General features: G+C 67.1%; 11 protein-coding genes. 2 read left to right on the plus strand and 9 right to left on the minus strand.

Annotated elements, in window-relative coordinates; genetic code table 11:
• The first annotated feature begins 73 nt into the window (after positions 1-73).
• Together UXQ13_RS11610 and UXQ13_RS11615 are read left to right on the plus strand one after the other, a co-directional pair.
• Positions 74-586 carry a hypothetical protein gene (locus UXQ13_RS11610; RefSeq protein ID WP_336392333.1) on the plus strand — a complete coding sequence of 171 codons (513 nt, stop codon included), beginning with the start codon at positions 74-76 and terminating at the stop codon, positions 584-586.
• Entirely contained in the window at positions 583-1,476 is an 894-nt protein-coding gene (locus UXQ13_RS11615; protein WP_380093117.1) for a phosphorothioated DNA-binding restriction endonuclease, read from the plus strand. The genes UXQ13_RS11610 and UXQ13_RS11615 overlap by 4 nt, the downstream gene beginning before the upstream one ends.
• Here the strand turns inward: UXQ13_RS11615 and UXQ13_RS11620 are convergent.
• The 9 genes from UXQ13_RS11620 to drmC form a co-directional block, all read right to left on the minus strand.
• Positions 1,473-2,780, minus strand: coding sequence for an SIR2 family protein (locus tag UXQ13_RS11620; protein ID WP_336392334.1), 1,308 nt, complete (start codon positions 2,778-2,780; stop codon positions 1,473-1,475). The genes UXQ13_RS11615 and UXQ13_RS11620 overlap by 4 nt on opposite strands.
• A 358-nt stretch (positions 2,781-3,138) precedes the next feature.
• Positions 3,139-7,764, minus strand: a complete 4,626-nt coding sequence (locus tag UXQ13_RS11625; RefSeq protein ID WP_225235193.1) for a DEAD/DEAH box helicase — start codon at positions 7,762-7,764, stop codon at positions 3,139-3,141.
• A complete protein-coding gene (locus tag UXQ13_RS11630) occupies positions 7,757-11,134 on the minus strand; it encodes a hypothetical protein (protein ID WP_336392335.1) in 3,378 nt (1,125 codons plus the stop codon). Before UXQ13_RS11630 ends, UXQ13_RS11625 begins: the two co-directional genes overlap by 8 nt.
• Before the next feature lie 237 nt (positions 11,135-11,371).
• Entirely contained in the window at positions 11,372-14,539 is a 3,168-nt protein-coding gene (locus tag UXQ13_RS11635) for a helicase-related protein (RefSeq protein ID WP_225235191.1), read from the minus strand.
• The gene (locus UXQ13_RS11640) at positions 14,536-16,296 is read right to left on the minus strand and encodes a phospholipase D family protein (RefSeq protein ID WP_336392336.1); all 1,761 of its coding nucleotides are present in this window, start codon (positions 16,294-16,296) and stop codon (positions 14,536-14,538) included. Before UXQ13_RS11640 ends, UXQ13_RS11635 begins: the two co-directional genes overlap by 4 nt.
• A complete protein-coding gene (locus tag UXQ13_RS11645) occupies positions 16,283-17,479 on the minus strand; it encodes a DUF6361 family protein (RefSeq protein ID WP_225235189.1) in 1,197 nt (398 codons plus the stop codon). Before UXQ13_RS11645 ends, UXQ13_RS11640 begins: the two co-directional genes overlap by 14 nt.
• Entirely contained in the window at positions 17,476-19,308 is a 1,833-nt protein-coding gene (locus tag UXQ13_RS11650; RefSeq protein ID WP_225235188.1) for a GPI inositol-deacylase, read from the minus strand. The genes UXQ13_RS11645 and UXQ13_RS11650 overlap by 4 nt, the downstream gene beginning before the upstream one ends.
• Before the next feature lie 365 nt (positions 19,309-19,673).
• Complete coding sequence (locus UXQ13_RS11655) at positions 19,674-20,315, minus strand: hypothetical protein (protein ID WP_225235187.1); 642 nt, start codon at positions 20,313-20,315, stop codon at positions 19,674-19,676.
• A 142-nt stretch (positions 20,316-20,457) separates the two neighbouring features.
• Positions 20,458-21,153: a DISARM system phospholipase D-like protein DrmC gene (drmC, locus tag UXQ13_RS11660; protein WP_225235186.1), complete on the minus strand. Its 696-nt coding sequence runs from the start codon at positions 21,151-21,153 to the stop codon at positions 20,458-20,460.
• Position 21,154: the final 1 nt, after the last annotated feature.

Here is a 21,154-nt window from a genome sequence, read left to right on the forward strand (position 1 = left end):
CAATCGCGTCTGTTGGGACACGCTGCAGACCAACCGCTCGTCACCAAGGTCACCATTCTGATTGCCTGGTGGCATGACGGGTGATGCACGGCCGAGCTCTGTGGTCTACGGGTTCTATCGACTGCACGAATCGCTGTGCGTCATCGACAGAGATCGCGCACGGGCATTGAGCGACGCAATTGCGCGGGTGAAGGAGTGCACCACCGTCGGTCAGGCCATGGATCTCAACCGCGAGCTCAGCGCAACGTGGGTCCCGGGTGCGCCCGAGAGCGCGGAGGAGATGGAGGACGAGGACCTCACTCCGGAGTCGCCGTACTCGTGGGACGACACCGGCGCCGTCCTGGACGGCGACTGGCCGCCCATGCCGACCGCGCTGACGTTGGAGTTGTTCGCGGAGAGCGACGTCGAGGCGTGGGCTGCGCTGAAATCACCGCCCATGGGCGCCCGCCGTATCACGACGACACTCAACGGCGACTACCTCGAGATCGACCCAGCGCGGGAGCAGGTGCTCGTCGATGCGCTGAAGGGCTTGGGCATCGACGCCGTCCGCGACGATGCGCTCATCGACACCTTGTCGGGAGAATGACGTCTACCGCCGACGACGTCCTCCGACGTTTCGGGAGCCTGAAACAGCACCGACGCGACGGCACCCGGTCGCCTCACAAACCGCTGCTGGTGCTGCTCGCCCTCGGTCGACTGCAGTCAACCGGTAGCTCGGCGGTGCCGTGGTCGGTCGCCGAGACCCAGCTCGCAGAGCTGATCGCCGAGTTCGGTCCGGCGTCCCGGACATCGCCTGCGCAGAGCGCCGCGTACCCGTTCACCCGACTCCGAGCGGAGGCCGTCTGGCACCTGGACCACGACGTCGCCATGGACTCAGTGGGGCCTCTTCGTCGGGACGGGGTCACCGGCGCCTTCGTCCCGGAGATCGAGCAGCACCTCCGGTCGGCCCCGGGCGCCGTCGCCGAGCTGGCTCGCTCGTTGGTGGACAGCCAATTCCCCGCCACCATCTCCGACGACGTCCTCACCGCCGTCGGTCTCGTCGAGCTGGTGGAGACAACCGTCGGCCCGTCGACGAACCTTCGTCGGCGGGATCCGACGTGGCGGATGTCTGTCGTCGACGCCTGGGACCGGCGGTGCGCCTTCTGCGGTTACGACGGCCAGGTCGCCGGTGTCCCGGTGGGGCTTGAGGCAGCGCACGTTCGCTGGTTCGCCTTCGACGGTCCGGATGATCTGGACAACGGGTTGGCGCTGTGCATGCTCCACCACAAGCTGTTCGACCGAGGAGTCCTGGGGTTCGATGACCGGCACCGGGTCACGGTGTCCGGTTCTTTCACGGCGAGGACCGAGGCGGGCCGACAGGTCTACTGGCTCCACGGCCGTCCTCTGTCCGCTCAACCCGGTACGCCGCTTCCCGCACCCGTGCACGTCGCCTGGCAGAGGGATCAGGTCTTCAAGGGCGCCGCGCTCGCCGCCTAGGAGTCGGCCGACGACCCTCCCGCCGAGTCCAACGCATCGAGGACGTCGCGCCAGTCCTCGGCGTGCTGACCGGACGTGGCCCACTTCTCGACCCAGCTCCTCAGCTGTGCGAGCTTCTGCGCCGTCCTGCGCTCGTCGTCGTCCCGGATCAGCGCCGAGTACCGCGGGTCCATGAGCGTGGCGGTGCCACGCGCTGCGTGCTGCGCGACCCGGTCGAGGAAGACGTCGAGCTCCCGAGCCGCGCTCACCATCCGGGCCGAGCGCTTGTCAACCGTCTCCTCGGAGGGCGCGGCGCCCCCGACCGAGAGGTAGCGCAGCTCCGGCGCCCACAATTCTGCGGAGAGTGGGTCGTCTTGAAGTGTCACGACCGTGCCCAGCTCGGCCTTCCCGCCTCGTTTCTCCTTCAGGACCGCCACCTCGTGGACGAGCCTGATGACGTTGTCGTCGTTCATGGAGGCGCCCACCACGAACAGGTGGCGGGTCAGCAGCGTGGCCTGCAGGACGGCGGCCAGAGGCCGCTGCTCGGCATCGTACCGGACGAAGGATCGGCGGTCCAGGACGACGGTGTCCGGCTCGCTGGCGTCCCCGTGCAGCTTGAGCAGCCACCGTCCTGAGCCGCCCTCTGCTTGCTCCCCCTTCGGGAGCAGCACTTGAGGCCGGGCGCCGGTCGCGGTCTCGACGGCCCGTTCGTACAGGTCGTCGAAGTTCGTGGTGATCGCGTTGCCGACGTTCAGAGCAGCGAGCAGCGCGTGACTGAGCGCGAACCGCGCGGGCGTGCCGATGACATCGGCGACCCGCTCGCCGAGCGTACGAGCCTTGTCCCCGGACTTGCTGAATGCCCGCCGAAGCACCTCAGCGGCGTCCAGCGGGTTCATGCGGGCGAGCGCTTCGGCTCCGCCAGGCATGCGTACGCCCTCGGCCAAGCGCGTAAGCAGACCGTCCCAGAGCGGGAGACCTGCAGCTACCCCTGTCCCGGCTCCCATGAAGAGCGCGAGCTGGCCACGCCGAGCCAGGTCACCTAGTCGTCGAGCATCCCCCTCGAGGGGTGCGACGAGTCCGCGCGCAGGAGCACTGCGTCGGAGGGATTGGAGCGCCGAGTAGTCAGAGGCCGCTCTGGCGACGATGACCACGTCCAGGCCGTGCAGTTCGGCAGAGTCGTCGCACGCCTTTAGCAGCTCCTCGACGACTTCACCGCGCTGCCCGTCGAGGCCACCGCCATCCACCCCGAAGACTGGTACCGCCACCCGCCTCGGCCGTCCGGGGGTCAGGTGCTCGGCGCTCTGCGAAGCGATGGCCTCCAGCACCTCGCGGACACCATCGGCGACCCAGGACGGGCCTCCACTTCCTCGAGACCCGACGGCGAGCAGCCACCGACTCGGCTCGACGCCGGTGCCCGACGCAAGTCGAGTCCATCGCCCCCGTGCATCCTCCGGCCGTGCGGCTGACCGGTCCGCTTCGGACCTCCACCCCAGCGCAGGCCACCACGACCTGCGTACCCCAGCGGCCCCCCGCCCATCTGTGGACACGACAAGGTCATCGCACACGATGCCCTCGATGCTGCTGCGGACGACGAACACATGACCGGTCACGGCTTCATCATCACGTCCCTCTCGCCCATCCATGACGGCGGTCACTCAACGGGGTGGAGCGCTGGCGCCATGACTAGCTCGGCGGGACGTGACCGAGAACGGCCAGCATCCGCTGGGCACCGGCCCGGCTGAGCTGCTCGTGGTGTCGGGCGTTCCGGTAGGACCGCAGGCACCCGTAGCAAGCTGTTTCCGGTCCGCATTCGCAGGACGACACTCGTTCCAGAGCGCCGCCGACCACCAGGTCCAGGGAGTCAGCGACCAACTTGGCTCCCCCCGCCCCACCCGGCACCGTGTCGAAGAGGATGACGGCCCGACGCCCGTTGGGTGAACGGAAGAGTGCCCCGTCCAGATCGTCCTCGCTGATCTCCAGGCTCTCCGTAGCTCCCCGAATGATCGCGTACAGCAGGGACAACCAGTCACTGTCACCCGTGAGGGTGTCCCACGCGCTGCTCGTCAACTCCACGATGTCGGTCTCGTAGGAGTGGCCCAGCGATCGCTGGGCCCACCCACCGTTGCAGTCCTTCCGGTCGGTGGGTCGTTTGTGCGCGGTCCACCTCTGCCCCGCCTGCAGGACAGTCGTCCACCCGCACCAGTCACAGATGTGGAACTGCGGCCCACCGGCATCGGAGATCACGGAGATGCGCCCTCGCGCGCCAGCCCGGGCGCGGCAGAGCGCGCCCGACGGCATGGCCCATTCCTTCTCGAACACCTCGGCACCCAGGGACTGGATGTACGTCGCGCCTCCCCACCGTCGCTCGGGAGCACCCGTCCCCACGTCTGTCGGATCGGGGTCGCAGTTGAAGCCGAACTCGGGGATGACGTACGTGCGCGGCCCACGGCTGTACGCCGTGGCGCATGCGGGGCACGCCGGTTCACTCGCATCCGCGCCCTCGACGTAGGCGCCGCATGCGCTACAGGCCTGGTAGTCAACAGCGACCAGGTCCTTGCCCGGGAATCGGTGCAGGCCTGCTGAGGTCCACCGCTTCCCACCGGCGATCACCTGGTTCCCCGGGGCGTAGTCGTAGATGGCCTGCGAGAGATCACGGCTGAGCTCGAGTTGGCGACCGACAGGTTCACCGGAGTGCAGGGTGCGCAGCTCGACCGTGTCGACCGGAAAGCCGTATTTGGGCAGAACATTGCGGCTGCCGAGGTAGCCGAGCAGGTCACGGCCGTTGATCGTCTCTATGGTCTTACTCATCGCCTGCGCGGGCCCGAACTTCGCAGCTGAGACGAATTCGTCGATCCGCTTCTGGTAGCTAGCTAGTTCGGCGTTGACCTCGTCGCGGACGAGGTCCAGCAGGTCACAGAGCTCGCCCACCCACGAACCGTCATCGACGCCGATGCGCTCAGCGACCCCGGGAGGAAGCACGGCGCGGAGCGACGCCAGAACATCCGTCGGGACAGGGGTGAGGAAGGAGCGCACACCGTCACTCGGAGCGATACCGCCGGAGTCGGTGAAGAATTGCCCCACCTTGGACCATCGCGAGCCATCAGCCTGGAAGCACGCACGGAAGTACGCGGCCATAGCGATGGAGTGTGCGTGCCGACGATCGATGCGGTCGTTCTCGAGCGGGATGATCGGCACCCGCATGTGCCCAGCGATCATCCGCTCAGGGTTCTGGAACCGAGACAGGTCATGGGAACGGCGCTGGGCGAACGTGAGCACAAGAGCAGCCGAGGCAGCCCGCCTCCCCGCTCGCCCAGCTCGCTGCACGTAGTTCGCGGTCGATGGAGGCATGTTGCGCAGGACCACCGATTGCAGATCACCGACATCGACACCGAGCTCGAACGTGGTCGAGCACGACAACACATTCGTCTTGCCATCGACGAAGTCGTTCTGGATCTCCGCGGCCCTCGTCGACGACCACTGCGCCGTGTGTTCTTGGGCCTGCATCGGGATGGGTTGCATCGTGCGGTAGAGCCGCCGGTAGTGCTGGTCGTCCTCATCAGTCGACGGGATCGACATCGCGACCATGACCCCGTCGCAACGGAGGGTCGGACACACGGACCGGACCGACCTCGGTGCAGTCGTTCTACACCTCGAGCAGCGGAACCACCGGCCTTCGTGCTCTGTGGTGAACCGCAGAGACTCGATTTCGTCCTGGAACAAGGCTCCCAAGGTGCGGTCGGTCGTCGACGCCAGCCAGCCCAACTGCTCCACGAACTTCCAACAACCAGCGAGCATCGCGGCCGCGGACGACTGGTGCCCGGACTTCTCAAGCACTCGACTTAGGTAGTCGAACCGACGGTTGGTGCCACGAGTGGGGCTCCAGCTGAGGACCTTCTTCTTCTTCTCGGACCCCGTCTGCCGCATGTAGATGGGGCCAACTCGCGGCAGGAACGCCTCGTCCTTGTGATCAACGCCCGGCGGCATGGTGATGGCGCCCTGCTGCCGCATCGTGCCGACCAGTTCCTCCAGCAAGTCCCATCCCTCGACCTGACCCAGACCGGCATCCAGCAAGGGTGCAGGGAGGGCCACCTCCGACTGCTGGTGCCGTACCACCAGCAGACCCAGGCCCTCGAGAGACTGCCGTCGGTCCATGGCGACCAGTTCCAGGGCCAGCCAACGAGCTACTTCCCGCCGCTTGGTGTCCCGGGTAGCGGTGGACCTGAAGAACTCGGCTTCGTCGGCAGCCTGGAGGGTGTAGTGCACCAGGTCGTCGACACCAACTTCTCCCGATTGCTGCACGGCGCGGCCCAGGCCATCAACCAGCAGAGAACGTTGCTGCAGCTGGCCGTAGGTATTTTCGAGGTAGGGAGCAGCGAAGGCGGCGGCCTGCCTGCTGTCGCTGAACAGCAGGAGCTTCCGCCCCTGCCCCGGGAGGTCCGCCGCAGCGCTCGGGCCAGGAGGGAGCTGCTGGTACAGCGCCGTGGTCAGGACCGACGGCGGGGCGTCCGAGCCGGTCTGCAGACGGCGGACGACCTCTCGCGCCCTCGCACCGCATCGGGTGCACGAGCTCATCACCTTCTGGGATCGGTCGAACTTCCGCACAGGCCTCAGCGCAGTGGATGAACACCCTTGAGCACCGCACACCGATCGGGTTGCCGCGTGCAGGGCGCCGCACTCCGCGCAGAGATACACGGTCTGGTTCGCCGCTGTGGATCGTCCGCCCACATCGAGAAGGTCCTCGTCCTCGTCCTCGAACGCGACCTCGTTGCCGAGCATGAGCCAGGTGTGGCGACCGTCAGCGGATGGGGAGGGCACGAAGTAGTTGTCCTGATCCCGCTGCTCGAGGGAACCGGCCAGGTATACAGCCCCGCATCGCTGGCATGAGCCGAACTCGAAACACGCCGCTGTGCAGTCCGGGCACCGTTCGTGGCGCGCCAGTTGGACGTGAGGGCCAGCGGTAGACAGACAGGTGAAGGCACCTTCGGTCGCCCGGATGAACTGGTGGTATCGAGCTGACAGCACCGGGTTCCCTGTGCTGTCCAGAGTGGCGCTGGCAACCGCGACGAGGTCTCGGACGATGCTCTGCGGCTGCGGCCGGCCCGGGAACATCCGGCCGGCGATGTCGGCGACCGTCTGGGGTCCGTCGGTCAGGAGCCGCTTCAAGGCGACCACGGAGGCCTCTTCGTCCAAAAGTTGGGCGGGGTCGAGGCCCTGGGAGCTCGCCGGCGCGTAGGACAGCACCGCTCCGGCGGGGTCCTCTGCGCCCCTCAGCGCGGACCACTGGTCAGGGGTCAGTGGACCCCACGTCGACTCAGTGGGGGAAGCCACCCGGCTGGCGGTCACGAGGTCCTGCCGCGTGACGTCGTCGTCGATCCACTCGAAGGGGCTCGCGAAGAGCTTCCTGGCGAAGTCCATGATCTGGGTCGGTCGGCCCTGGACCGAGGCGCTGGTCGCGATGCACTGCAGCTTTCGCCCGCCACCCACCCGGTCGTGGAGGCGCCGGAGCAGCATCGCGATCTCCGCGCCCTTCGCTCCGTCGTAGACGTGTGCCTCGTCGAGGGCGACGAAGGCCCAGCGGTCTCCCTGGAACAGGGCGAGGTCGAGGGGGCGGAGAAGGAGGTACTCCAGCATCGCGTAGTTGGTGAGCAGGATGTGCGGTGGCGCGGCCCTCATCTCCTCGCGGCTCAGCACCTCGTTGGACAGCCGAGGTTGGCCCGGGTTGAGCGCGGTGAACTGAGCCAGGGCGTCCGCCGTCCGCTCCTTCGTCTCGCCCGTGTACCTGCCGAACGTCAGCCGAGGATGTGCACTCAGCAGAGTGCGGAGCCTTTTGACCTGGTCATTCGCCAACGCATTCATCGGGTAGAGCAGAAGGGCGCGAACACCGGGGCCCAGACTCCCCTGAGCTTCTTCCGTCACCAGCCTGTTGATGATGGGGATGAGGAAGGACTCGGTCTTGCCCGAGCCGGTTCCGGTGGTCACGACCACGTTCCGGCCAGCGACTGCCTTCCGGATGGCTTGCTCCTGGTGGGCGTAGAGCGGCCGGTCCAGAGGCATGGCTGCACTGGCTAGCGAGGCGAAGCCTCGGTGCAGAACGCCTTCATCGATCAGGTCTGCCAGCGAAGCACCGGGACTGTAGGCGGGAGTCGCCTCGAGGTACGGGCCCTTCGCAAGAGCGCCGCCGTGGTCGACAGCCGCTGCGAAGGATCGCGCCATTGCCTCGTCACGGACGTCGACCAAGGTCTTGACGTATCGCTGGTAGGTGTCGGTCACCGCCCGGCTCGCTACGAGCGGGTCGAGCGCGTCATCCATGGTGATCCCTCTTCTTGCTCGCCGTCGCAGCGGTGTACGCGTGGGCGTCCGCCAGCACGATGTCCATGCCTACGTAGTCAGGTGCGTGGGTCGCCAGCACGAACCAGGCCTCGCGTCGCCCGTCCCCCAGGAGAGGAACGGCTGCGCTGTTGTAGGCCCTCAGCCGGGCCAAAGCGGCCCAACCGAATGAAGCGGCCGGCAACAGGCCCCAGGCAGCAGTCGGGGTGCCGTCCAGTCGCGCTTCGAACTGTGCGAACAGATCCGGAGGAGCAGCGCCCACGAGGCACTTCCGCACCCGTGAGAGGTCGCGCTCGATGAAGGCGAGCACACCTGTCAGTTCCTTCTCCCGGCGCGCGTCGAACAGCTGCTTGGCTGCCGCCATCCGGCTGTCCGGGTGGAGCAAGCCTTCGGGGACGACCTGCACCGCGCTCCACAAGTCCTCCACACGAGCCGGATCGAGCTGGTCCAGGGCGCTGGCTGTCGGCCCGAAACCACCTACCTCCCGATGCGGGTCATGACGCGAATCAAGGATCGCCACGAGACTCTCTCCGCCACCGAGAGCCAGGGACCGGCGAAGGTCATCACCGCTGTTGTCCGACCACTCGTCCTTCCGCCACTGCGGAACAGCAGCGAGTGCGGCGAGGACCGGAGCAGATGCCCACCCGCGTCGGATCGCGTCTTGCTCGATGTCCCGGAATCGGCGTTCGACGAGCCCAGCCCGGATGAGGAGACGAACAGCTGCCGCACGGTCGCGCACCTGGAACATGAGTGATGAGAGCGCCGCCGGTGGGTCACTGTGCAGTGAGTCCAGGACAAGGCGGCGGACGCGTCGGGCGGTGTCAGTGGGGAGAGGAAGTCGATCCTCCAGATCAAGGACCGGCCAGACCGCCGTCAGGTCGGTGACCACGCCGTCGTCAGGGACTGGCGCCCCTGCGAGAGCAGCGGACAGGAGCTCTGAACCGGAGTCGACCGCCTCGTGATGACCGGGGCGAGCAACCTGCAGTGCCGTGGGTCCCGGCCAGTCCGGCCAGTCCGTGGGGGCCCAGGGATCGACGACCGCAAGGCTGACGAGCAAGGGGCCGGCCTGCTTGAGCTCGTCGCCGAGCTGGACGAAACCGGACTCGTCGACCTCCCGCACCACGGGTGGTAGCCAGGGAGCGGTGTTGCGGTACGTGGCTGCATGAAGTCCTTCGACGTACCGGAGGTCGTCGAGCTGCAAGCCTCTGTCCACCGCCCTGGCACCCGACGCGAACGTCCTGGGCCGGAGCAGCGCCACGGTGGACCTGCTGTCGATCCCGACCAGGTCGAATCGGCCCGAGCCCACACGTCGGGCGGTGTCCGCGAATCGGCCGAGGCTGAACAGCCGAGTTTCGCGGCCCCGCCGGTCAGTCGACTCGATCGACTGCCGGTCGTCGGCATCATCGGCTGACAACTCAAGGCGATAGGCACAGTTGTCCCCCGGCAGCCGGACACTGAGGAACGCCTGCGCGTCGAACGTCTCTGCATGCACGATCGGTGGGCGCGACGTCCACCCACCGGGCAGACCTTGTCCCGTCACCTGCACCTCGACAGCGGGAGGCCTGATCAGAATTGTGCGCGCCTGCAGGCCGACCTCGCAGGTCACGTCGCTCTGCACGGTGTCGGCGTCGAAGGAGAGGGCGCTGGACGACGTCGTCATCCCGGGTGCGGGTCGAATGGTCGCGGCTGCTGGGTCAAGCAGCCCTGCAGTGGTCCAGCGAAGACGAGGGGCAACGTCGACGCCCAACCCCTCCGCGACGAACACGGTGCGCTGGGCCTTCTTCCCGAAGGCGCCGCGTACCGAGATGGTGAACTCGCCGAGCAGGGGTGAACCGAACTGGTGCAACGGGTCGTGGCCGCCTGCGATTTGTGGGCATTCGGCCAGCGCCATCCTCACGACGCCCCGCCCCCTGTCATCGGGGCGCAGGACCTCGACCTGCCACTGAGAAGGGTCGCTCCCGGGCGGGAGGACGACCGTCGGGCGGGTGCTCGACACCTCCATGCCCCGGCGGGTGGTGACGGCTGCCAGCGGGGAGATGCCCTCGATGGATGGGGCACCGGAGCTGCGGACCAGGCGCGGACGCACCGTGGAGGCAGCGTCGGACAGCCGGACCGCCGATGCGTTCTGGAGATCGAGAGAGCAGATCAACCAGCCCCTCCACCCAACGGGTTGCCCCAATTGGCCCATGATTCGAAGGGGGGTGCCGGCCACGTCGACGACCTCCTTGTCCTTCGGGATGACCGCCCAGACCTCGCCGCGCGGCACCGGGAGACCCGCTGGCAACAGCTGCCCGTCGACGTCGAAGAGCAACAGAGGATCAGAGGGGTCGACCAGCTCGACGTCGAGTCGCTCCTGCCCACGTAGCCGCACGTTGAGTCGCCGCACCGGTTGTCGGACTGCGGCTGCGAGCGGTGTCGTGGTTGCCGCCTTGCCGACCCACTGCGCAGCGGCGCGTATCGACTCCGTTGCGCCATCGCCCGCCACCGACCAGACCGCGGCGCCGTCCTCCGCGGAGACCGCAGGCAGCATCACCACCACGGCCCCCGCCCCGACGTCCAGGGCAACGGTGGGCTCCGTGCGGTGCTTGCGGCGTAGGGGTGCAGGCTGGATCACGAGGTCATGACGACGTTCGTGGAGCTCCTCGACCAGGGCCGTGAGCATCACGCTGGGAAGCCCCGTTGTCTCCGTCGACAGCGTGCCGTCGTCGAGAGATCCGAGGTGCTCCCCCGCGTGGGCGACGACTTCGATGACGCGGTCGAGGACGTCGAGAGCCAGCTCGTCGCCGAACTGGAGAAACCTGCCGACGGAGGAGTCCACGTAGTTGAGGCGGCCTGTGTTGGCCGTCAGCCAGGTCAGGAGGTCCGCTCCAGCAAGTCCCGGGTCGTGACGCCGGCGGGCAAGGATGACGTCGACGAGCCGGTGCATCCCCGAATTCGGAATGGCCGCATGCATGGCGGCGGGGCCGACGAACCGTCGGTGGGCGACGACGTCGGTGAATTGTGGCAGCCGGGCACGCCCGAGCGCTTGGAGGAAAGCATCACCCACGAATCGCTGGAGATCTTGATCCGGGTGAATTTTGGTCGCGCGCCAGAACTCCGGCCAGAACGTGTTGGCCTCCGGCGCGATGGCTGCCGTCCCCACCATGCCGACCAGGAGACAGTGCGGGTAGCGATCGAAGGCCCGTTCTGCGGGGTCCCCGCGCCTGGCCAAGTAGGCGTACAACGAGCCCAGAGCCGCAAGGATGTTGTCGACATCCCCTCTGTCGTAGTCAGCCTCGACCACCAGCGACGCCGAGCGCAACGCAGACCGGTAGTGGGCTTCTTTCTCGCCCATGAAAGCCGATCCGTTCACGCGCCCCCCGAATCATCATCGATCACCGCTGGCCGATGCTGCCCTGCGATTGCCTAGGCGTCTGTCGCCACGACTGTCGTCGAGCGCTCTGCCAGATTCAAGACCCCGTCATCCGAGCGGGTCATGATCTCTCGCCGGAATGGTGGCCCGGGATGAACGACCGGGCTCCTGGTCGGAGCCAACCTGCTCCCGTCCTCTTGGTAGAGACCGTAGAAGCCGATCGGTGATGAGCCGTCACTAGTCACGCTCTAAGGCCGGGGGGCGAAGATCGATGACGTCAGCTGACTTCAACTCGTCGTCGCTTCTGCGCGAGAGCAACTTGAGCAGGTCCTCCTGGCGCGGCTGACCGAAGGCCAGTCGGTACATGGCGAGGTCGCGCTTGAGCCGGTCGTACCGGGGGCCGTCCAGGCTCAGCGCATACGGGTAAACATGTCGCTCGATCTTCGCCGGCCCGTCGTAGACCCAGTACGGCACGAAGTCGCCCTGGTCAGCCGTGGCTCGGTTGGCCGCGTCGTACGCCGCTCGCCACGGATCCACGTCGTCGGACGACATCACGTCCGATCGGTGGGCAGCGGCCACGTTCCTGCGGACAGCGTGCCCGCCGAAGCGGTGCACCCTGCCCTCCCGCTGCTCGAAGTCCACGGGGTTGGCCGGGGTGTTCCAGTGCACGATGGCTGAACACCACCAGTGGAAATCGATGCCCTCCTGGCCCGCCGAGGTGGTTGTCAGCACGAAGGGCCAGAACGGGCTGTTGAAGGCGGCCCGCACGTCCTGCTGCCGGACTTGCGCAGCCTCGGCGCTGTCGCCCGCGGTTCCGCGCGCCGAGCCGTAACGCAGCGCAAATCGGCTTCGCAGGCGTGGACCGTCGTCCTGCACCGGGAAATAGGGGGCGTAGTTGACCACGCGGAGCGTGATCGCACTGACGATCCGGCCAGCCAGGTCGAGCAGGCCGTCGTCGTCGAGAGGACCGTCGGAGAACGAACTGCGCAGGTGGTGGACGTACTCGTCCAGGACCGCCTGCAGGTTCCCGGCGGCGCAGTAGTCAAGGACGGATCGCCAGTAGGCGGCGTCGTCCTCGCCGATGACCAATGTGCCCTCGAGCCGATTGAACAGAGATCGCAAGCCTGCCGCGAGGTGCACCGCCGCATGCCAACGGCCCTGCGGGCTGACGTCTGCTTCCGCCAGCACCCGGCCGAGCGCGCGCCAGGCGATGTTGCCCGGGCTGTGGGCGGCCAACCGGACGACGTCACGGCTCAGGGCGTTCCGCCGTCCGAGGTGCGCCCTCCCCGTGTCGACGACACCGAGCGCTGCGGCGATGTGGGCTGTCAGCCCGGTGCCCGCCTCTGCCGACTCCTCACCCGCGCCCTCGCTGTCCCCAGCCCCGCCCGCGAAGTAGGCGGCCACGTCATCGGCCTCCGCCCACGCCTCCGCGGGAACTGCGCCGGGCCAGCCGAGGTAGCGCCGCCAAGCGCTGTCCCCGTCCGTGGTCGGTTCGTCCTGAGCTCCCCGTGCCTCGAGTGCATCCCGCACCCGGGTCTCGAGGTCCGCCTGCGAGAGCAGCGCTCCCCCCGCTGAGCGAGCGATGGCCAGGGGGTCTGCCGCCTGCGCCAGGACGGGGTGCGGCCAGAAGAGCGCAAGCGCACTCATGGCAGAGGGACGCCCGTCTTCGAGGCGGTAGTCCAACCGGCTCGCGACCGCGGCCCGAGCCGCACGGGAGTTCTCCCTCAGCGCTTCGCCGGACAGCTTGCGGTCCGCTTCGTAGCTGAGGAGTCCCGCGATGGCGGTGGGCGTCGCAGACCAGGACGAGAACACCAGCCGCTTGGTGATGCCCGCGGCCGCGTGCTGCGCGAACGGGGCCCGCAGGGCGAAGTACGGCATGGACGGCGGCAACCACAGCAGCTTCTCCCAGCCCTGGTCGACTGTGTCAGCAGCCAGCCGGCGCAGGCGGGCGTTGCCGAAGTCGATCGGCCGGAACCCGCGGACGGCCTCTGCGTCCATCTGCTGCGCACTGGACACAAGCTCGCGCACGGCGGCGGACGGCCCGTCCTTCACAGCCGCCTTCAGCCTGTCGCCGAGCTTGTAGCCGTCGGCGAAGTTGAGGAAGTAGGGGGCCGACTTCCAGTACTCGAGCGTCGCGATCCCGCCCAACTCGTCCGCCAAGGCCCGCAGCGTCACGTACCCGCGGACGTCGTCCACCGCGACGTCGGCGAGGTCGTTCTGCCGCTCCACCACCATCTCGCCGGTGCGCAGGCGGGGTCGCTCGGACCGGGTCATCACCGGCAGAAGGAGTTGGCGCACCCCACTCGCAGCGTCAGCCGCACCGGCGCCGGATGCCAGCGCGGTCCGGTACGTCTCCAGGGCCTGCCGGACGTCGCCCAGCCATCGGTCATCGTCGCGGAGGAACCGCAAGGTTGCGAAGAGGTCCTCGTGGTGGCTCTCGCCGGTGTCCGCGGCTTCCTGGTCCAACGTGAACGGTTTGTACGGGGTCGCCGACAGGAGGAGCACTTTCGCGGCGCCGTACCCGAACAACGCCTGCGCCAGCTCGGCGCTCTCCGTGTGAGCATCGGTCGACAGCAGGTTCCGGAATCGCTGGAACTCGTCGAGGATAACCAGATCGGGCTCGAGGCTGTCGATCGAGGCGCGCGCGAGGTGGCCGCGCATGAGGCGGATGAGCTCGACGGAGCGCTGGTGCAGATCGGCGGTCAGCTCCCGACTTCGGCCGACATCAGCGAACAGCGCTGTGGCGTCGCCCGCGGCACCCGATCCGCGGATCGCCGCTGCGAATGACTCCGCGATCACCGCGTCGGGGCCGTTCCCGAGCTCGGCGCGGAGGCTTTCGACGACCTGCCGGAAACGGCCGAAGGTGCGAGTCGTCGCGCGCAGTGTGGTGAGAGCACTGCGCGCGTCCCAGCCAGTCAGTCCGAGCTCCTGCTCGAGCAACAAGTAGATGAGTGCGCGCTCCTGGGCGAGCCCGGTGCTCCACCCCTGCTCGAAACTTGTGCCCGGGGTGAAGGCCACCAGGTTCACTGGCTTGCCGATGTGGGTCCGGTCGGCCGCAGCCAGTGCCGCGGTGTGGCGGGCCAGCATCGTCAAGCGGGTGGAGAGGTGGGTGGCCCGGGCTCCGGCGACCTGGAGCCGCTCGATGTTCTGCCTTGCGATGTCGGCATTCGAGCAGATGTAGACGATGTCGATCCTGTCCACGGAGTCGTCGTCCTGGAGGTGCTGCAAGGTCTTCGCGACGACACCACGCGCGACGACGCTTTTGCCGAGGCCGGTCTCGTCTGCGACGAGGAAACGGCGGGTGGGCTCGGTGTCGACGAAGAAGCGCTGGGCGACGTGCTCGACGGTCGCGCGTTGGAAGTCCTTGAGCCCGGCCAAGTCCGCCGCCGCGTCGTAACCGGTCACTGCTTCCCACTTCCCTCGGCGCGTGCCGCGTCGACGACGGCCCATATCTCTGCGAATCCGGGAGGCAGGACACCGGCCCCGGCCACCTTGGGTACGAGCCGCGCGAGGTCCTCCAGGCGATCTGGGTGGTCGACGAGGGCTCTCATCAGCAGCTCGAACAGACCCGGCGCCTCGAACCGGACACCAACTGCTCGGCTCGCGTCGCCCGCGTCGGCCGCGCCCATGAGGAAGGTCGAGTCCCCCGCTCCCAGCAGCAGGGCAAGGAAGCGGAGGAACTTCTCAGGGGTGTCGACCTGACCAGCGATGACGGCGTCCAGCCGTCCGCCGGGGGCATCGACGAGGTCGGCGAGCACCAGGCAGCGTGCTCGTGCCCCGTCTGGGCCGGTGGCCGTCAGCACGACGAAGGCGGAGATCTCATCGATGGCCATAGGACCGAAGGTGAGGTCGACAGGTTCGCCGGCGCGAAGTGGTTGATCCGATCCCGGGAGGGTGATCATCCGCGCCGAGACCTCGATGCCGGCCTCCCCGGGGGCGAGGGCCGGGCCCGTGAATCGAGCGCGGTACGCGTCGTCGCCACCGAGCACGGTGACCGTGAAGAGCCCGGACGCCAGATCGACGAGGACGTTGTCCAGACGCGTCAGTTCCGCGTCGTCATCCTCCGGGGTTTGCGGTGTGTAGGTGGTCAGGATGGAGCGCAGCGGGCCGTCGTCCCCGAACATCTCGGCTGCGCCCAGCTTCGACGAGGGCCCCACGAGGGTCACGATGATCTCCGCGTTCCCCCCGAAGGCAGCTTCAGTGGCATTGGCTGACCCGACGCGGATCCAGGTCCTGCGGTCGTAGCTGAGCACGTAGCACTTGGCGTGCAGACCGGCGAGGCCGGTGGCGACTGGCGGTCCTGCGTCGGGGGCCTGGACCAGCTCGCTGGTCAAGGGGTCGAGGACGTAGACGTCATGCCCGGCCAAGGTGTCCGCAGGGAGCGCGTCGAGGGTGGCCTGGCGGCTGATGACCGTGGCCGGACGACCGGCCGTCACCGTGGCCAGACCGGCAGGGGTGAGGAACGGCGAGATGACGACGACGTCTCGCGTGCCGACGAAGAAGTCGTCCTCCAGGACAGCTCCGAACCCGAGGACGTCGAAGCTGATGTCCGTCATGTCCTGGGGCAGCTCCCAGCGCGTCCGTCGAACGTCGTCGGCCAACCGCCCGATCCTCGCCCGCCGCACTTGGGACACCTCCCCGACCGAAAGACCGGGAAGGGCCTCGAGCAGCCGGGCGACCGGTTCGTTGACCGGATCGGCCGAGTCGGTCAGCTCACCATCGAGCTGCAGCAGCAGATCCCAGCTGCGGTCGCTCGTGAGGTTCCGGCTCGGAACGACGAGCCGCATGCGCACCCCTTCGCCTTCGTCGGCCACGAACCGCAGGGCCCACAGCTTGGGGTGGAAGAGGTGCCCGGCCTTCGGGCGCCGGACCGCATGGAGCACTGGCTCGAGGAAGGCCACGATCGACGAGTGGGACTGTGGCGCAGCGGCCATGCCCGCTTGGTGGAAGACGTCGAGCCGGTCGGCGGCTGACCGGACGGCCTCCATGAGGGCGATCGGATCTGCGCTGTCCGCCAACCGCCGAGGGATGAAGGCGAGCGCAACGGACAACGCGGACTCGAGGTGGACGGTGAATGTCGTCGCGACGGCACTGTCGAGGATGTAGCCGTCCGGGGGGCGGAGGGCATCGAGCAGGAGCGCGCGGCCGTCAGGCTCCAGCACTGGCGCTCTCCGCTCCTGCGTGGATGTCGGACACGATCGTCCGGACGTTGGTCCACCGGAAGTCGAGTCGGCGACTTCCCGAGGCCCCTGCCCATGTGCGGAGCAGCTTGTCGTGGCGGAGCCGCGACTGCGGGCCTTTGATCGAGATCTCCCGGTCGCGGACGAGCGCCCTCAGATCGGCGCGGTCGGCCATTCCGGCCAGCTCACCGAGGACGCCGAGCCAGGTGGAGATGAACAGGCGGGCGCGCGGATTGCCCTGGATGCGTGGGTTCTGGTTGGTCACCCGGGCCCACATGCTGGCGGTGTCCCAGGATGAGAGCCGGGGGTGCCCGGACACCGTCTCGGCCCACTCGTCGATACGGCTGCGGTAGCGGTCGACGGGCCCCACCACGGAGGTCAGATCAGCCGCCTCGTACTTCTCCGCGATGAGCAGGTTGTAGAGCAGGGCCGCTCCGTGCATCGCGAGGGAGAACAGCTCTGCGTCCTGCACGACCGCACGGGTCTCGCTGTCGGCGTCCGTGACTGCCGGGTGCGACCACGCCCAGGGCACCTCGTCAATCGGCTCGGAGGACTGCAGCACGTGCGCCAGGAAGGACGTCGGGCAAGCGGACACGATTTGCTCGGTCAGCCACCGTGCCTCGTCGGCCTCCACACGCAGTCCGCCTACGACGCTGTCGGGGAAGCCAGGCGGTGCGGGCGGGACCGAGGGCACCCAGCGGCCGCTTGCCCGGCGAGTGACCTCCTCGCCGAGCTCTTCCTCCAGCGCAGTCCGGTCGTCGACATAAGCCCGCGCGATGCCGTACCGCTCGAGCGCCTGGTTGTAGATGACCGATGGCAGGTTCTTGACCTTCGCGCCAGCGCGGGCGCCGATGATGCCGAAATCGTCAGGCGCCTCGGCCAGCAGCGTCAGGACGACGCGCCGCTCGACGTCGGCCAGCGACTGGGGTCGACGCTGACGAGCAGTGCGGTCCGCGGCGGCGGCGCACCAGGGAACCAGAAGGAAGTAGCGGGCTCGCGTGAGCAGGACGGACATCCCCGGGAACATCAGGTCGGAGAAGGCATCCCGCACCTGACCGATCCCGAGCTCGTCCCGGCTTTCCTTCTCCTCGAACAGCCGCAGCATCTCTCTGGTGCGCCGCTGCTGCTCGGCGTCGAAATCCAGCCAGGCGAGCTGCGATGTCACGGCGCCACCACCTCGGCGTCGAGCATCCGCGGCGCCAGTCCGTTTTCGAGCATCCAGCTGAGCAACCGACGGAGCACCTCAAGCTTCTTGTCGAGGTCGGCGATGCGGAGGGACTTCTTGTCGCTCAAGCTGGTCAGGCGGTTTCGTTCAGCTGCGACCTCCGTCTCGAGGGCGACGACGTGGAACCAGACCTGTTCCTCCGGCGTGAGGTCCAGCTTCTGCCGGGCACGTGCCGCCGACACCTTCACGAGGACGTCGACAACGATTTGGTCGAGCGACGCATCCGCCGCACTGGGCGCCGACGCAGCGGCCGCAGCTGCGGCACTGCCGGCCGATGTCATGGTCCCGAGAAGCGCCATCCCGCCGACCATTCCGCCAGGACCGAAGGCCGCCAGCGCGCCAGTGAAGGCAGCCGCCCCGAACGCGCCGGCTGGTGCGGCGAGGGCGACGCCCAGCGGTCCCGCAGCCACGAGGGCCACGCCGGCGGCACCGATAAGAATCCGACCCCACGGGATGCCTGATGACTTCACGAGGGCGTCACGGACCTCACTGATGCACGCAGCGATCGTCTCGCCGCTCTCCGGCTGAATCCCGACCTCGATCGCCATGTCCCGGAGGGCTGCCATGGGCGCCTTGCCCGGGTCGATGTCGTATGGCTGGACCAGGTTGGACAACGCCGACAGCACCATGGGTTCGATGACCTGGTCGAGCTCCCAGTCCCTCTGGACCCGGGGTGCTTTGCCGTCCGTCAGCGCGAGAACGGCGGGGGTAGCGAGCCTCCCCTCGGCGGCGAACATCGTCCGGAGCCTGTTGCTCATCTCCTCCTGGACGATCTCGAGCGCAAGGGCGTAGCGGCGGGCCACCGCTTGGTCGGTGATGTTGCGCCGGACGTGGTGGGCGAAGGACAGCGCGAAGACGGCCATCTGCTCGGGGACCGACTCTGGCAGATCGATGGCCCGCTCCACCGGCACGAGTTCCCGGCTCTGCGACCCGAAGACCGCTTCACCGAGCAGGGTCGCGACGTGGGAATGCTGCAGGTAGAACTCCGCCCCGTGCGAGACGCCGACCGCGAGCGGGAAATCCTGGGCTGCCGGGAACGTGCCGCCGAGCCCACGACCTGCGGTGATGGGGTCGAGACGGCCGTAAAGGTTGGCCCAGTCGCGGACCGTCCCGTACGGAAAGCGCTTGAGGAGCCGATCGGTCTTCTCGTGGAGGAAAGGTGACCCGGCCGGACTGCCGACGGTGATCAGGCGACGCACGTGCACCTGCGCGGGGAGGTGATCCAGGAGGTCGATGGCGACCACGGAGCCCAAGCTGTGCCCCACCAAGACGATGCTGCCCTCGACCGGCAGCTGCTCCAGGACGTTGCGCAGGATGGCCCCGCGGACCCCTTCGTTCTTCAGGTAGCGAGTGACCTGCTTCATGAGCCCGGGGTCGACCAACGTGGCCGCATCATGGATGAGGTCGACGATGAGAGCAGGCACGTTGGCCAGGCCGCCGGGTTCGACACGGTCGTCCTGCCCGATCAGGCGCCCCAAGCTCACCTGCTGACGCTCGTACAGCCGACGGCGCTCGTCTTCGTCGTCGGGCTGGTATGTCCGCGCCGGCACGGAGGCCGACACCCCGTCCATCTCGAGGATGCTGCTATACCGGGGGGCGATGGTCTGGCCCTTGTCGACAGCGTCGTAACCGACTGCCTCAAGACCGGCATTCATGTGCCCGAACCAGCCAGCACTGGGATCGCCGTCACCTACGCCGTGCAGGAACACCACAGTCGGAACCACGACAACCCCCGTCGATGTGTCGAACGCTTCGCCGATCGACAGCACTTAATCATGCGGTTCTGACACCGAGGGACTGGCACCGCTCTGGGTGAACTGTGACTGGCCACGCGACAGGCCCACCCGCCGGACTTACGTGACATCCCGCCCTATTCCGGAAACGTTTACCGCGCCCCAACGCCAGCCAAACGAGCCCAGCTCGCGACCCGTCGGCTGCTCGCGCTTCACGTAAACATTGTTCGACAATAGATCTCGACAACCTTCCTCCTGGTCTCGACAATCAACCAATACATCAGCTATGTATTAGGACCGGCCAAACGACTAACTGTCTCGATGCTCTCAGCGCCACGACGCGTTCCGCGGCCAGCGGAATCGACCCCCGATTGGCCGTTCGCATACACCTATTCGACTCATTACGGTGCGGTCTGTCCATACCCGTCCTCATGTTGGGGTTCCGGACCCCAGCCCTGACTACGCCATTTGCGATAGCGAACCGCTAGTTCAGCTACGCAACTTGTGCAGGCGCTCGCTGCGGAAAACACCTCCATGGGTGTTGAATTTAGTTCAGCGCCATCACTGCCCTCGACACGCAAGTATTTCAGCTGGGGCAGTGGTGGCCCCAGCGTAAGGGTGATGCTGCCATCCCATTCAAACGCATGGGTTACGGCCAGACTTTCCGCCTGCCGAAGCGAGCGCCAGAGGTCCACCCCCTCGCCAACCACATCAATCTCGAATTGATAAGCCTCTATCGCACTCTGACCGTCTTCCACGGCGGAAATGACATCCCTCAACCTTCGGCCAACTTCGCCGCCTGAGAACGGACGGGCGTCCACGTCGAATTCAGAATTCAAGATTGCTACTGCCTGGTCGAGTTGCACCTGCGCGAGGAGGAACAGGGTCTCGGCGGTCCGGTCCGGATCTGGTCGTTCGCCGTGCTGCTCAGAAGCGAACTCGTCATCCAGCCGAACCTGCCAGTAATCAAGTGCCTCACGGGCACCCATGAACTCGGCAAAGCCGACCTTCAACACCTTCGGAACATCACCGAACCAGCGCATTCGGTCACCTCCATCGTCACCCGGACTGGCCGACATGCATCGGAATTACGCGGGCGTAAGAGGTGACCTACTGCAGGGCAAGAAGGGTCAACCTCGATGACAGCCGACCAACTCATAGTTCCGCACACTTCGAGTGGACACATCAAGTACTAGCCAGGTTGTACAGAGACCCGTGTTTGCTTGTCATCACAGACTCGATTGATTCGGCCAGACCGCTATCATGCAGCAAAAGACCAAACTCGACGTTGCGATTCTCAGCACTGTATGAGAAGTTGGCACTAGTCAGAAGCACTAGTTGATGGTCAACCACAACAAATTTCGCATGACTGACGACCTTTTGTCCAGAATCCAGCTCGCTTGATCGGTAGACAGTCGCACCGGCAAGCTGCTTCTGCACAGCAACCGCATCCGCTTTCGAAGCGTCAATATATACCGTGACGGCAACCCCGGGCCGACCTGCGGCGAGTGCCAATTCGGACCACATCTGTGACGAAGATTGAAAGTTGTACGTTGCGCACGTAATGGACTGCCGCGCACCCTGCACGAGGACGTGGAATTGGCTGGTTAAATGCCCAACGGTGGCCTCGTTGCCGGGCATCGTCCACACGGGAGTCACTTTGCGGTCGGAACCCTTCGCACCCGCAACGGCAGTCAGGACAGCTACCGCCAAGTCGGCGGTTGTGTGATTTAGCCCGGCCGCCGCCAGCAATTGACCACCTTGGGTGCGCCTGGCCGAATCAACAGCAGTGAGCACTTGAGTGATGTGGCGGCCACCAGCGAACCCCGCAGCGAGGGCCCGGGCCTCAGCTCCTGTGAAGTAGCCGCCGAGGTCGTTCAAC

Source organism: Klenkia terrae, from assembly GCF_037083865.1.
In the GTDB taxonomy this organism is placed as follows: Bacteria; Actinomycetota; Actinomycetes; order Mycobacteriales; family Geodermatophilaceae; genus Klenkia; species Klenkia terrae.

Coding starts and splice junctions, on each gene's coding strand:
- UXQ13_RS11610 (WP_336392333.1), top strand. CDS start 74: ATGACGGGTGATGCACGGCCGAGCTCTGTGGTCTACGGGTTCTATCGA.
- UXQ13_RS11615 (WP_380093117.1), top strand. CDS start 583: ATGACGTCTACCGCCGACGACGTCCTCCGACGTTTCGGGAGCCTGAAA.
- UXQ13_RS11655 (WP_225235187.1), bottom strand. CDS start 20,315: ATGCGCTGGTTCGGTGATGTTCCGAAGGTGTTGAAGGTCGGCTTTGCC.
- UXQ13_RS11625 (WP_225235193.1), bottom strand. CDS start 7,764: ATGGATGACGCGCTCGACCCGCTCGTAGCGAGCCGGGCGGTGACCGAC.